The sequence below is a fragment of the Flavobacterium galactosi genome (assembly GCF_048158585.1).
GTDB lineage: Bacteria > Bacteroidota > Bacteroidia > Flavobacteriales > Flavobacteriaceae > Flavobacterium > Flavobacterium galactosi.
This window is the reverse complement of the sequence record NZ_JBLNKV010000003.1, coordinates 18,427-32,216: the sequence shown is the minus strand read 5'-3', so window position 1 is coordinate 32,216 and position 13,790 is coordinate 18,427. Positions and strand designations below refer to the sequence as shown.

Sequence of the window (13,790 nt, the reverse complement as noted above, 5' to 3'; positions counted from 1 at the left end):
AGGTGTACCATTATGAATTCAAAATAGTTGAATTTAAATGACCTTACCTACCTTATACGGTTAAAAACTATAATGGTTGGACTAATTTATATGTACTAACGGTATTAATTACTTCGTGTCTTTGCAGCAATATTATTTAATTTCTTAGTGTAATAAAGGGTACAGTAATCAAAGCCGCGCCTTAAGTTTTTTGATTGGGAAGTTTTTTGATTTCACTACTTTTCCATCATCTGTAATCATTAAACAACTATAATCAGGGTATTTGTTGAGTAGAAGCAGTCCTGCTGTTTTTCCTAAAACCATTAACGAAGTACTCAAACCGTTTGCCGTTTCTGCATTAGGTCCAAAAACAGTCACACTGCATAATCCTGTCGCGGGATAACCCGTTGCTGGATTGATGATATGCGAATAGCGTTTGCCATTAAAAACAACAAATTTTTCATAGCTGCCCGAAGTAGTAACAGCATCTTGTTTTAATGGGACAACAGCTAAAAGTTTTTCAGGATGAAAAGGATTCGTAATACCGATATTCCAAGCTTTCCCATTAGGCTGTTTTCCCCAAGTACTCATATCTCCTGATCCGTTTATAATCCCGGCTTTAATCCCTTTTGCAAGCATCATATCCCGGCATTTATCGGTGGCATACCCTTCTCCTAATGCGCCAAATCCAATCTTCATCCCTTTTAGTTTCAGAAAAATGGTGGATTGAGCACTATCCAAGATTATATTTTTATACCCCACTTTTTCAACCGATTTCTTAATGGCTTCCGCCGAAGGCATCGCAATCATGGAACCGTCAAACTTCCAGATTTTATCCATTGCCGCAAAGCTGATGTCAAAACCGCCATTGGTCACTTCAGAAAACCGAATCGCTCTTTGCGTTAATTCAAAAACTTCTCTATCTACTTTCACTGGCCGAATACCTGCGTTTTGGTTCACTTTGGATACTTGCGAGTCCGGTTTCCAGTCAGATATCAAATTTTCGATTCGTGTAATTTCTGCAATAACAGCGTCTATGTTTTGTTCTGCCGATAATGAATCCTTTGCTACAATGGTAATGTCAAATCGGCCGCCCATAAGTAGGGTGGTTCTTTTTCGTACGATTTGTGCATAACTTCCTTGACTCACAAAAAGTATCGCAATCAGCAAAAAGAAGTGTTTTCTAGACATAAAATTCAGTGTTAAAATAATTTGGGCGTGACCCTCCGTAAAAACTTCGGGTCGTGCTCTACGTTCCCGCTTTTTTATGTGAGGCAAAAAAAGCCTCTCCTAAAAAGAGCTCCACTGCCATGACTCACGCGGAGCAATAACCAATCCATATATTTATATAAAAACATTATTGGTTATTTATCCAGTTTTGGCTCCTTCTCCTTCGGAGAGGACTTAATAACAATCCGTCAGCACTTGTCCATTAGCTTTATAGTCTGCAATTCCCATAGTTGCTCTTGCAACACATAATTCATTAAGGGCAAATTCCACGTCCTTTTGCATGGCAAGCGAACCGCAAATCATTACAACACCTCCTTGTGTCAGCAAATCCATGAAAAAATCAGCATCTCGTTTGATTAGATCCATTACATAATGATGTTTCGTTTCGCGAGATAACGCCACATGAAAACTTTTAAGCTGCTGTTTTTGAATCATTTCAGCAGCAAATTTCTCATACCCTAAAACAGTTTCAGTTGCTTTTCGAAAACCACAATACAAATGAATGGCTGTTTTTTTCTTATTTTGTTCCATCATTCCCAGGAAGGGCGCAATACCGGTTCCATTTGAAATTAGCGCCACTTTGGATGCCTTTTTCGGGAAGTGAAAAGCAGCGTTCTTGAGGATTCTTGCTTTTATAATCGAACCAGGTTCAACATCATATAAATAGCCTGAACCCAAACCAGAAGGATGCAGTTTTACCACTAATTGTATGTTGCCGTTGTGATTTCCGATAGAGTAGAGGCGTTCACGTGTGTCATTTGCAGGATAAATAGCCAAGAGGTCGCCCGACGTAAATTTAGCGCTCATATTAGCTCGTAATGTGAGTAAAAAAGTATGTTCCGTATCAGAAATGGCAGTTTTATCAAGTACCATCAACTTTTGCAACCCTTTTGGAACATGATTGTATAATGATGGGGTGGAGGAAAGAGGAATTCCTGTTTTGGTACGCCATAATTTTATCCAACCTACAAATTCTTCAGCCGATTTGTCATTTACGGTTTGTAATTCTAAAAAGCGTTCCGCCCAACTCTGTTTTGCAAATACGACATCAATGTCACGTGCAAAACCACAAAAATCAGGATACGCCTTTGAACCAAAACCTACCACCGAAACATTGATTTTTTGCTTTTGTTCGGTTTTGTTTATCAGTGCTATAAATTTACTTCCATTAGAAGGAGGGTCGCCCAGTCCGTGGGTTGAAGTAAATACAATAAGATGTTCTGCTTTTGGAAAAACAGCATAATTATTAAGCTGAGTAATGTAAGCACTTTGTCCGTAAGCAAGCAATTGTTTATGAATGGCATTGGCAAATCGAAGTGAACTGCCATTCTCTGATCCTACTAACAAAATGAATATACTGTCTTCGGGTTTGTATTTGTTTTTAATGCGACTTGATCTTCGCTTTAAAGTCATGGCAAAACCGGAGTAGATAAAAAAGAGGATATTTAAACTCGCTATTGCTAAAATTATCGCCCATAAAATACTTGCTCTCCCAGTATGCAAATCAAGACTCAAATCCGAAACTAAAGTTTGCAGCGGAAAAGGAATTTCACGTACAATTGCGCCAGTAATTTGGTTGACTTCGATTTCTCGGTCCTTTAATGTAATAATATAATATTCCTCGGGATCATCCGAAAAAGGGAATTCAATTTTTTGTACATCAGCCAGAAGTGTATTTTTAAGTATGGACGATTCAGTATCTTTTTTTGAAATAGTCGTAGTTTCTGCCATTTCTGTTTTTTCTTCTGTATCTGTTTTTTCGATAAAAAAGTTAAACTTTTCTAAGGTTAAATACGTTCCAGAAAGGGCAATTATCAGAATGGGAAGTAGCGCCAATCTACCCAATACAACATGGTAATATTGAGCAAAATAGTCTTTGATGACTTTGGAAAAGAAATTGCGGAGGCCTCTTTGCCTGTTAAGAACCAGAGTGAAACCCGAAATGGAAATCAATACCAACAAAAAGGAAATAAAACCAACAAAAAAACGCCCGGTTTCTTTAAGAAATAGAGAACGGTGGAGCGCTGTAGTCCATTGGATAAAGTCACTTTTTTTTAGGGGTGTACCTACTATTTTTCCGGTTTTGGGATTAATATAGGCATTGACATCATTGTTTTCCTGACCAATACCTTGCAGCGTCACAAATTGATTGTGGTCAACACTTAATTCTGTTATTTCAGGATAGGTTTTGCGCAGTATAGGCAAGGTTTCCCCAAGCGTTATTTTTTCAAAATTTTCTACTCGGTAGGGCAGTGTTTTCTCCTGTATTGCATCGACTGCGAGTATGACACCAGTTACCGATGCCAACACTAAAAATGCAGCAGAAAATACAGCCAAAGTTAAGTGTGTGTAACGCCAAAAAGAAAGAGTCATTGATGTAATTGTATTTAGGAATTATTGATTGTTAAAAATAAAATAGATTTGCTTTTCAGATTTTATTTTTAAGCTTTTTTAGAAAATTATATTTTTCTAAGTTTCTATTAAGCGTATTTATTTTAAAAAAAATCTGCGAAAATCTGCGAAATCTGCGTGCTATTATTTTCACGCAGATTTTGCAGATTTTCGCAGATAAAAAAGTTCAATATTTAGATTTTGCTTAATCTTACGTAGCGAATATACCCTTTACCTTCTGTTTTTTCAGCCATCCCTTGGGTGGTAAGAGGGATTTCTAAATCAGCGGTGTAATATTTATGATCTTCTACTGCTGTTTCAAATCGCAATTTATACCCTTTGTTGATTTTAGCATCTTCAATTTCTATGGTGGTTATACTACGGTCACCGCCAGTTACTGAAGCTCCTGTTTTGGCACTGATATCCGAAGGTTTTTTAGAATAGTATTTATGCCATTCTTTAAGAGTTTTGTGCCATTTTTTATCGTCACCCATTACATACAGCGTTTTGTCATATTCGCCTTTGGCGTTTACAAGTGAAACCACAATATAAGCGCCTTCTCCCATATAGTTAGACATTTGGAGCATGCATTTGTATTTAGTGTTTTGTGCAGCAGCTTGGAAAGATAAAAGGCATAGTAACGCACCTGTTAGGCCTATTTTTAGTATTGACGTCATAATATTATTTTAAAAATTCTAGAGATACGTTATTTTTTGTTAAAGACTCATTTTCTTTTGCCAAGGCATATGCGCTTTCGTCAAAATCGGTGTTAATGTCTTTTTTGGCACCGATAGATACCAAGTATTTTAAGATAGTATCGTCTTTAGAAATCATAGCTGCTTTGTGCAACGCTGTTAAACCATTTTTGTTTTTTGCGTTTATGTCTATGTTTAAATCGGCAATTTTTTTCAGTAAAGTTAAATCATTTTTGGCTAGAGCGAAGTGGTATAAGGTACTGCCGTCTTTTTGAGGAGTGGCTAAGTTTAATCCTTTATCCTGAAGCAATTTTATTTTAGTAGTAAAAGGATCTTGTTTTGGTGCATTAGCCGCTTCTGGTCCACGCCCCATTGCCATTTGTGGTCGGTACGATTGTATTAAGTAATATCCTAAGTTGTTTCCATCTTTGTCTTCAACTTTGATAGCAGCACCTTTACTCAAAAGAAGTGTCACAGCTTCAGGAGTACCTGACTTCACTGCCATTGTCAATGCCGACTCTCCTTTGCTATTTTGCAGATTGTTGTTTTTTACTATTGGCAATAACAGTTCTAGTGCAGCAATTTCTCTGGATGCGGCAGCAACCATTAATGGAGTATTCCCTTCGTTATCAGCTTTATTGGCATCTACTCCTTTGGCTAAAAAGTAGTTGATGATTTCAGTTTGTTTTGGTTTACTTACCAGAAAATGAAGTACAGTTTCTCCTGTTTTACTGGTTACTGTCGGTTTTATTTTTAGTTCCTCTACCAAGTATTTATAAGTTTCTAAAGTATTTGCTTCTCTACGAGAACCTTGTGCGGCAATAATTAATGCATTATCATTGTATTTTACTCCTTTTTCTAATAGCGTTTTTAAAAGTGTTACGTTACCAGTTCTTGCTGCATAATTAAAGGCAGTATTGCCATCGGAATCAACAGCTGAAAGAGACAATCCTTTCGAAACGAAATAGTTTGAAAGTGTACCGTCTTTGTCAAAAGGTATCGCCATAAGCAATAGGTTTAATCCGTCTTTGTATTTTTTCTTAGGGTCTATTCCAGCTTTAAAAAAAGCCTCGTAAACAGCGGTATTGTTTTGACCACTATTGGCTGCAAATGTAATTGGGGTTGTGCCTTGGCTGTCTTCTAAGTTAATGTCTGATCCTTTGGCTATAAGGTATTCTACTATTTCTAGATTTCCTTTATTAGCCGCCCAGTGTAAATAAATGCGGTTGTCGTGTGTGGATTTAGTGACTTCATTCCCGGGTTGTTCCAATAAGAATTTTATAGTAGCCGCAGGCGCATCATTATTAATTGCCATAACGGTTACATCAAAAGCATTTGATGTTGATGCTGACGGGCTGTTTCCTTTTGCTATTTCAGCTTTAACTGTGTTTACATCTGGTGCTGTTTTCCAAAAAGACTGCTCCAAAAGTGTGTTTTTTTGCTGTGCACTAACAAATAAAGTAGCGACTAAGGCAAAAGAAATAAAAAGATGCTGTTTCATGAATTTTTTATAAAGGTTCTTATTAATATCAAAAGTGTGTTTGTTTAATCTTGGTTATTTAGAATAAATAAAAATAATGCAAATGTAAAAATAAATAGTATAATATCAATTATTATTTACCCTATTAATAGAAAATTTTATTGTGTTTTTTTTAAACTTGTCTGCCACATTCTAATTCAAAAAAAGCACTTCTGATTTTTCGATTATCTTATTTAGATATAAAAATGACTGAAAGGTTTAAAGGCATTACTTAAATTTTTTAATTATGCTTTTTTATATTGTATTAAACGGTAACAGTTGTGTTTTTCTTTTTTTGTTTCGTCCCCACCAAATGTAGAATCCAGATATTGGTAAGCTTGCAATAAATAAACTAATTAGGAATGCGAATATTTTTCCGGGTAAGCCAAGTAGTGCTCCTGTGTGAATGTCATAATTCATTTTCATCAGGTTATCGGCAATTTTAGCGTCTTTCTGTCTGCCCCATAGATGGGAAACATTCATTTCTTTCAAGCTGTATTGATCAAAATAACGGTAATCTATTTTCCAATAGGTTCCTTTGTCTGAATTAGCATTGGCAGCTATTGGAGAGGCAGCTTTTTCTGGCGGATGTATTTCAATGGATTCCGCTTGAGGATATTCTTTTTGCATTTGATTCCAGATTTTATCCAATGGGTTTGCAATTGTATGAGTTGCAGTCTTTGTATTTATTTTCGAAAGCGGCTCTTCATATAATAATGATTTTTCACCACCGGATACTTTATAATAGGAGTATGCAAACCATTGAAATCCCCATACTAAACCGGTAATGGCGAAAATAATTCCAATGATAAGGACATAGAAACCGGTAATATTATGTAGGTCTTAATTTTTCCGTTTCCACTTTGTGCCTTTTTTCCATTTGAACCAAAAGCGTTGTTTCGCGGCATTCTTGTTTTTTGGATACCAAAGAATTAAACCCGAAACTAGCAGTGCCAGAAATACTAACGTCGCCGATGCCACAACTGTCTGTCCAATTTCATGGGGCAACCAAAGGTAAAAATGACCGTCCAGTATAAAAGGAAAGAATCCTTCCTCGTTGTTTACTGTTTTTAGAACTTTTCCTGTATATGGATTGATGAAAACAGTATAGTAATACGTGGGTTCATAATGGAAAAATTCAGCTTCCGCAGCATTATTTTTTTCGTTGTATTTTATGGCATGCAGTAATTTATCAGGAAGTTCTTTTTTAGCAATTACAGCTAATTTTGAAGGAGGTAAAAAAGTATCCTCCTGTTCTTTTACAAAGCGATATTCTTGTGTGTAATTTTGTATTTCTTCTTGAAAAGCATACAAACAACCCGTTATGGCAATTATAAAAACAATTATGCCCGATGATAAACCCAGCCATAGGTGTATTTTTCCAATCCCTTTTTTTAAATTATTATTTTTCATTAAAAATGGATAAAACTCCCCATCGAAATGAGGAGTTTAGTTAAACAAAACAAACTAACTCTAAAATTTATATCCAACAGATAAGCGGAAGTTAGTTCCTGCTTCTGTTTGCCAGTAATACATATCGCTATAGCTATAATATCCACCAGAATACAAGTATTTATTCAAGATATTATTGACAACAAGATTGACTGATATTTTGTTTTTTTGGTATGTAACACCTCCGTCCAATCGGAAATAGTCTGGAAGCATTCCGCTATTATCAGGCGAAATATACCAGGGTGCTCTTTTTACTTGGTATTGGTACCCTAATGAAAAACCAACACCATTTAGCGTTCCTCTGTCTATTTTATAATTCAACCAAGCATTTTGGATGTGTCTTGTAGTTCCGGCTACTTGAGTGCCTACAAGCGATTGATCAGTGTCTTTGGTTGTTTTTCCTTCCGTAAAGGCATAATTAACAATAAGATCTAAGTTTTTGAAAATTTCGCCTCTAATATCTACCTCAAAACCCTTTGTTTTTTGCTGTCCACTTTCTCTACTGAATTGTTGTGTTCCGGATGAATGTTCAGGATCTAATGTCAGTACATTGTTTTTGGTAATTTGATAAACGGAAACAACTGAATTCCATTTTCCGTTCAACCAGTCTCTTTTTAAGCCAAATTCTATATTTCCTCCAGTTTCAGGTTTAAAAGATTGGCCTTGCCAGTTTGTACCGTAGTTTTCATTAAAAGATTGATCGTTCACGAAATAGGCGGCCGTGTTTTTATCAATAGAATAACTTAAACCTACTCTAGGTGTGAATTTTTCGTTTTTGGTACCTCCGGAATAAACATTATAGGCTTTAAGTATCGTATACCTTCCTGCCAATGTTAATCTAAGTTTGTTGTCAAAGAAACCCAATTCGTCCTGCACATATAGCGCTTTGTAACTGTTTTGGTATTTTACCCCTCTATCTTCCAGACTTTTACTTCTGTCAAAAGTAGGGGAAGCAGCCAGTGTACCATGTACCGGATTGTATATGTTTAAATCAGGCAGCGTGAAATATTGGGACCAGTCATGAAAAAATGTTTTATCACTTAAATCCAATCCCGATAGTATTTTGTGGGTAACGGATCCTGTTGTAGCTTCACCATTTATAAAAGCTTGTCCAACATATATTTTTCCTAAAATATCCCAATTTCCCCCAGCACGTTTAAGAATCGCATCATTGGTTGGATCAAAACCAGCAGGCCATAAAGACATTCCTTCTTGTTGGTAATTAAGGTAGGATGTTTGAGCAGTAAACTTCCATTTTTCATTAATTTTATGATCTAAAATAGCAAGAATGTTTCTTTCTGTCATTTTTGTAGGATCTAAATTAGCTTCTGATGTAGAGAAACTTCTTGGTAAATCAGCATATCCTCTGTGTGAAAAAACATAGTTAGAACCAACTGCATTTACTTTAGAAAATTGCTGCGTGTATTCCAGTGTTATGGCTGTTTTATCGGTTGCCAAATATTTAAGTACTGGAGCAAATGTGTAGCGGTCATTAAAATCAAAATCACGGTAACTGCCTTTCTTTTCACCCATTACATTAATACGGTACAATAATTTTCCGTTTTTGGTCAATTTTCCGTCCAAATCTAGTGTTCCTCTATATCGATCAAAACTTCCTAGCGTTAAACTCGCTTCACCTTTGGTACGTCCGCTTGGTTTTTTAGTAACTACATTATAAAAACCACTTGGGTTACCGTTTGCGAGCATAAATCCTGCAGGGCCTTTGACAAATTCAATGCGTTCTACCATACTCATATCCTCCGTAAGTGGTCCCCAGGTGGAACTGACATTCATACCGTTTCTAAAAGCGGCTACTTGACTGCCTCTCATAGTAATATTGGCGTAATTATCCCAATGTTCCACTCTTGTAGCGCCACTCACATTGCGAGTCACCCCTTCCAGCATATCAAAAATTTGTTGGTCATTTATCAACTTCCCTGTTATAACTTGTATGTTTTGCGGAATTTCAATAATAGGCGATTGCAAACGAAGTGTTGATGAAACACGATTCGTTTTGAAAGCGCTTTTGTTACTCAAAACCACTACTTGGTTCAATTCATTGTTTGATAAGGTAAGTTTTAATGCTACGGCAGTAATTTCCCCAGTAGTAATTTTTACTTCTTGCTCTAAGTCATTATACCCAACTAAAGTAACTTTTAGAATATGTACTCCTTCGGATATGTTTTTTAGTATAAAAGTTCCATTGTTATCTGCAATAGTATTTTTGTTTGCACCTTTTATAGAAACTGAAACTCCTTCGGCGGGTTTGTTGTCGCTAGGTAAAATGGTTCCTTTTATGCTACCGGAGTTTTGGGCAAAAGCGGTGTTTATAGAAAGTAACAATAAACAGGCGATAAAAATAAATGGAGGTATTCGTTGTTTTAAATAGTTCATGGTTAAAAATTAAATGAGTTAATACTTATTTAGAATAAATAAGAATAAAGCAAAAGCAAAATTTAATTTTTATTTAACAAGTATTATTTAGACTAATTAAAAATAATATTTTAACAAGATGATTTCCATAATTTTAGGCATAAAAAAACCTTGCTTTTCTAGAGCAAGGTTTTGATTTTAGTATGAAATGTTGAATTTTTATTTGGTCTTTTTCATCGAAAACTGTTCTGAACTTGGTTTCCCTTGTTGAATTCCTGAAATTTTAGCCACCAAACTATCAGGAGTAATTTGGGTATAACTTATTTTTTGAGGATAGTCGTGTTTTGGATTTTCAAAAACCAATTGTTTCTCGGTTGCAGTTGTTAATTTAAAAGAAACCGGTTTATCATTATTTTGTCCTTTAACGGTTGCAGAATAGGTTAATTGTTCCCCTTTTTGCTGTAAGGTTATGGATTCAAAATGCAAGGTGTCTTTTTCTTTTATAAAGTAAGACTGTGCTTGAAAAGTGCTGTCATTTACTTTTTTCCAAGTTTCGGAAAGATTTCCATCAGCAGCATTGTTTTCCCAGTTTCCCAGTAACCAGCGCGCTGCTTTGATTTTATCTTTTTCATTTGATTCGGAGTTTTTACAGGAAACAAGTGCTAATAACAGCAGTGTGAAAAATATTTTTTGAAACATTTGTGTAAGTATTTGGTGTTATTTTGAACTGCTAAATTATAAAAAAATAGAACAGAAAGATTTTAGATTAACGATTTTAGATATTATAGAACTCTTAAATTGATAATTTACTATTTATTAATCCCAAATCAGAAATGCTTCGCCAGTTCGCTATCTCTCGGGTCAAAAATCGTTAATCTGAAATCAGCAATTATTTTCGCTTTCTTTCAAAATAGTATGCACCAATTCTTTCGTCGGTTTTTGATCTTTTAGTTTCATTCTAACCACATCAAATGTAACTTTGAAATCACATCCCGATTTATAATGGCTGCAACCATAAGCTGTGTTTCCCTTAAGAACGGTTCCTTTTTGACATTTAGGACAGGCTAATTCGTCGGGAATGGCTTTCGCCTCCGTTTTCTTCGGTTCTAATTTGAGTTTAAAATTTTCGTCAAAGCGTAGCAAACCTTCCACAACACCAGTATCGGTTTTGAAATCTTTCAAGTTTACGGTAGAGCCTTTTTGAAGCAATCGCAAGTATTGGTTCTCGGATATTTTTTTCTCCGCAAAAGTGTAGGGCAACAGAAACGTGCAACCTGCTTTATAATCGCCACAACCATAAGCCGATTTTCCTTTTATAAGTGTTGCTTTTTTACATTTCGGACAGGCTTCCGCTAAAATTCCTGCTGCTTTCTTTTTCTCCACTTTAGCCACTTCTTTTTGGACATTCCCGGCATGTGAAATATTGGCGCGTCTGGTTTCACTGCGCACTTCATAAACCAAGACTTCAACCATGCGCTTCATATTGTTGATAAACGCGGCGGCGGTAAAAGTTCCTTTTTCAATATCTTTCAACTGCTTTTCCCAGGAACCGGTAAGTTCAGCCGACTTGACCAAATCATTTTGAATGGTATCAATAAGCTGAATTCCCGTTGGCGTTGGCAAGACCTGTTTTTTGTTTCGAATGATGTATTGGCGTTTAAAAAGGGTTTCGATAATATTGGCTCGTGTGGATGGACGCCCAATACCATTTTCTTTCATCAATTCACGTAAATCTTCATCGTCTACCTGTTTGCCAGCGGTTTCCATAGCACGTAATAAGGTTGCCTCCGTAAACTGATTGGGCGGTTTGGTCTCCTTTTCTAAAAATGAGGGTTCGTGTGGGCCTTTTTCGCCTACAACAAAACTCGGCAAGATGTCGGCTTCTTTCTCTTTGGCGTTCGGATCTTCGAAAACTACACGAAAGCCTTTTTTTAGAATTTCTTTTCCGGTAGTTTTAAAAGCTACATTGGCGGCTTTCCCGATTACTGTCGTATTGGCTACCAAACAATCGTCATAAAAAACGGCAATAAAACGCTTTGTAATACTATCATACACTTGTTGCTGATTGTATTGCAAATTGCTTTGAATTCCCGTTGGTATAATCGCGTGGTGATCGGTAACTTTTTTATCGTTGAAAACTTTGGTCGATTTTTTAATCTTTTTTTCTAAAAGCGGTTGCGTCAACGTTGCATAATTGGTTAAGTTTTGCAGGATACCAGATACTTTTGGATAGATATCATTGGGCAAAAACGTGGTGTCAACTCTCGGGTACGTGACTACTTTTTGTTCGTACAAGGTCTGAACAATTTTAAGCGTTTCATCAGCAGTAAACCCAAACTTGGTATTGCAATACACTTGCAAGCCTGTTAAGTCAAACAGCTTAGGCGCAAACTCATTGCCATTCTTTTTTTCGACAGAAACGATTTCAAACTCACTTTCCTTGACTTTATTGGCTAAAATTTCTCCATCTTCTTTTTTCAAAAAGCGTCCTTCCTCATAGCTGAAAAGGGTCTCTCTGTATAAAGTTTGCAATTCCCAATACGGTTGCGGTTTAAAATTCTCAATTTCTTTGAATCGGTCAACCACCATGGCTAGGGTTGGGGTTTGTACCCTTCCAATGGACAAAACTTGTTTGTACCCGCCATGTTTTACTGTGTACAATCGCGTGGCATTCATACCGAGTAACCAGTCGCCAATGGCTCTGGAAAATCCTGCGTAGTATAGATTATCGTAGTTGGATGATGGTTTAAGGTTCTCAAAACCCTCTTTGATGGCTTCGGTGGTTAGGGACGAAATCCACAAGCGTTGTACCTCGCCTTTGTACTGGGCTTCATTCATTACCCAACGCTGAATGAGTTCTCCTTCTTGCCCGGCATCACCGCAGTTGATGACCAACTCGGCTTTGTCAAAGAGGCTTTTTATGATTTTGAATTGCTTTTGGATTCCCGAATTTTCTACCACTTTGGTTTCAAATTTATCGGGAAGCATGGGCAGGTTGTTCAAATCCCAACTTTTCCAGTGGGGTTTGTAATCGTTCGGTTCTTTCAAGGTACATAAATGACCAAAAGTGTAAGTTACGGCATAACCGTTGCCTTCGTAATACCCATCGTGTTTGGTATTGGCTCCTAAAACGGATGCGATTTCGCGTGCTACACTTGGTTTCTCGGCAATACAGACCTTCATTTTCTCCTACTGATTTTGAGTGTGCAAATTAGGAATTTAGAAATTGGTATTAAAAAGAAATCGGTAGGAGTTATGAACGGGCAGGAATTGTTGTTTATTAGTAGCAGAACGATTAGTTTTTTCAAGGACGAAACTTCCTGCTGTCCGCTGTATCTCGTAGTCCCGATGCTTCGGGACTACAAGGATGCCGCTTCCATCAGGGCTAATGATTTCGTTTCATTTTCATAATAACGAAAGCAAAAGATATTGTAGCTTGTTATTTATTTTCTCTCGGAATGTATTTGTGTGAACCGTCACAGCTAGGCATTTTTTTAGACATCCCACAAATGCAATCGTTGATTCCTTTTCCGTCAAGAATACGCGGAATGTAATTTTCTATTCTCGTTTCCCGAGTTTTAGATTGTTTGGCAGCCGAAAAATACAAATTGTAGGCTCGTTGTCGTCCCGGTGTTAAGGCTTTAAAAGCAGTTTTTAAGTCGGGGTTTTTGGCTAAGGTATTTTGTAATTCTGCCACCAGTTCAAGTTCGGTATTGCTTTTGAAATTTACTTTCAATCCTGCTTTTTCTATCTCAATGGCTTCATAAATATAGGTTTTGACTATAGATTTCTGCTCTATGATTTCTGCCAGATTGGTAAACTTAAAAAAACGCATTGCCTGACTGTTTTCTCCGGGTTTGCTAAGAATTCCATGAGTGTCTTGAAGTAAAGTTCCTTTAAAAAAGCTAAGCGCACAGTATTCTTTAAAACAGCCTATAAGTACAACATTGTGTCCCTGAAAACAATAACAAGGAGTACGCCACTTGAATTCTTCGGTCAGCCCGCAATCGAGCAGTAATAGGCGCAATTGCTCTATTTCGGGCTGCCATTTTTTGGCATTGTTTATAAAGTCATCAACTTTGGGATTCATTGTATTAGATTTTAAATAATAAAGAAGGTTTTGGTTTGATAAAAGTATAAAAAACCGCGTT

9 protein-coding genes and 1 pseudogene are annotated in these 13,790 nt (G+C 36.6%); 1 reads left to right on the top strand and 9 read right to left on the bottom strand.

The window, feature by feature from the left end:
* Positions 1-168: 168 nt before the first annotated feature.
* The 8 genes and pseudogenes from ACM55M_RS06890 to ACM55M_RS06855 form a co-directional block, all read right to left on the bottom strand.
* Positions 169-1,170 carry an FAD:protein FMN transferase gene (locus ACM55M_RS06890; RefSeq protein ID WP_416856835.1) on the bottom strand — a complete coding sequence of 334 codons (1,002 nt, stop codon included), beginning with the start codon at positions 1,168-1,170 and terminating at the stop codon, positions 169-171.
* 213 nt (positions 1,171-1,383) lie between these two features.
* Positions 1,384-3,582: a PepSY domain-containing protein gene (locus tag ACM55M_RS06885; protein ID WP_416856834.1), complete on the bottom strand. Its 2,199-nt coding sequence runs from the start codon at positions 3,580-3,582 to the stop codon at positions 1,384-1,386.
* Between the two features lie 212 nt (positions 3,583-3,794).
* Positions 3,795-4,277, bottom strand: coding sequence for a DUF2271 domain-containing protein (locus tag ACM55M_RS06880; protein ID WP_416856833.1), 483 nt, complete (start codon positions 4,275-4,277; stop codon positions 3,795-3,797).
* 4 nt (positions 4,278-4,281) lie between these two features.
* Entirely contained in the window at positions 4,282-5,796 is a 1,515-nt protein-coding gene (locus tag ACM55M_RS06875; protein ID WP_416856832.1) for an ankyrin repeat domain-containing protein, read from the bottom strand.
* A gap of 273 nt (positions 5,797-6,069) precedes the next feature.
* Positions 6,070-7,227 (bottom strand): annotated as a pseudogene (locus ACM55M_RS06870) (PepSY-associated TM helix domain-containing protein).
* Between the two features lie 60 nt (positions 7,228-7,287).
* Positions 7,288-9,660, bottom strand: a complete 2,373-nt coding sequence (locus ACM55M_RS06865) for a TonB-dependent siderophore receptor (RefSeq protein ID WP_416856831.1) — start codon at positions 9,658-9,660, stop codon at positions 7,288-7,290.
* A 198-nt stretch (positions 9,661-9,858) separates the two neighbouring features.
* The gene (locus ACM55M_RS06860) at positions 9,859-10,338 is read right to left on the bottom strand and encodes a DUF6265 family protein (protein WP_416856830.1); all 480 of its coding nucleotides are present in this window, start codon (positions 10,336-10,338) and stop codon (positions 9,859-9,861) included.
* A 183-nt stretch (positions 10,339-10,521) separates the two neighbouring features.
* Positions 10,522-12,822: a DNA topoisomerase 3 gene (locus ACM55M_RS06855; RefSeq protein WP_416856829.1), complete on the bottom strand. Its 2,301-nt coding sequence runs from the start codon at positions 12,820-12,822 to the stop codon at positions 10,522-10,524.
* 21 nt (positions 12,823-12,843) lie between these two features.
* On the opposite strand from ACM55M_RS06855, the gene ACM55M_RS06850 reads away from it, so the two are divergent.
* Positions 12,844-13,050 (top strand): hypothetical protein, encoded by a 207-nt coding sequence (locus tag ACM55M_RS06850; RefSeq protein WP_416856828.1) that lies wholly within the window; start codon positions 12,844-12,846, stop codon positions 13,048-13,050.
* 28 nt (positions 13,051-13,078) lie between these two features.
* On the opposite strand, the gene ACM55M_RS06845 is transcribed toward ACM55M_RS06850, so the two are convergent.
* Positions 13,079-13,729, bottom strand: coding sequence for a DUF1801 domain-containing protein (locus ACM55M_RS06845; RefSeq protein ID WP_416856827.1), 651 nt, complete (start codon positions 13,727-13,729; stop codon positions 13,079-13,081).
* Positions 13,730-13,790: the final 61 nt, after the last annotated feature.

Excerpts from the sequence above, each read along its gene's own strand:
- ACM55M_RS06855 (WP_416856829.1), bottom strand. The coding sequence starts at position 12,822 with ATGAAGGTCTGTATTGCCGAGAAACCAAGTGTAGCACGCGAAATCGCA.
- ACM55M_RS06865 (WP_416856831.1), bottom strand. The coding sequence starts at position 9,660 with ATGAACTATTTAAAACAACGAATACCTCCATTTATTTTTATCGCCTGT.
- ACM55M_RS06845 (WP_416856827.1), bottom strand. The coding sequence starts at position 13,729 with ATGAATCCCAAAGTTGATGACTTTATAAACAATGCCAAAAAATGGCAG.
- ACM55M_RS06860 (WP_416856830.1), bottom strand. The coding sequence starts at position 10,338 with ATGTTTCAAAAAATATTTTTCACACTGCTGTTATTAGCACTTGTTTCC.
- ACM55M_RS06875 (WP_416856832.1), bottom strand. The coding sequence starts at position 5,796 with ATGAAACAGCATCTTTTTATTTCTTTTGCCTTAGTCGCTACTTTATTT.
- ACM55M_RS06885 (WP_416856834.1), bottom strand. The coding sequence starts at position 3,582 with ATGACTCTTTCTTTTTGGCGTTACACACACTTAACTTTGGCTGTATTT.
- ACM55M_RS06880 (WP_416856833.1), bottom strand. The coding sequence starts at position 4,277 with ATGACGTCAATACTAAAAATAGGCCTAACAGGTGCGTTACTATGCCTT.
- ACM55M_RS06890 (WP_416856835.1), bottom strand. The coding sequence starts at position 1,170 with ATGTCTAGAAAACACTTCTTTTTGCTGATTGCGATACTTTTTGTGAGT.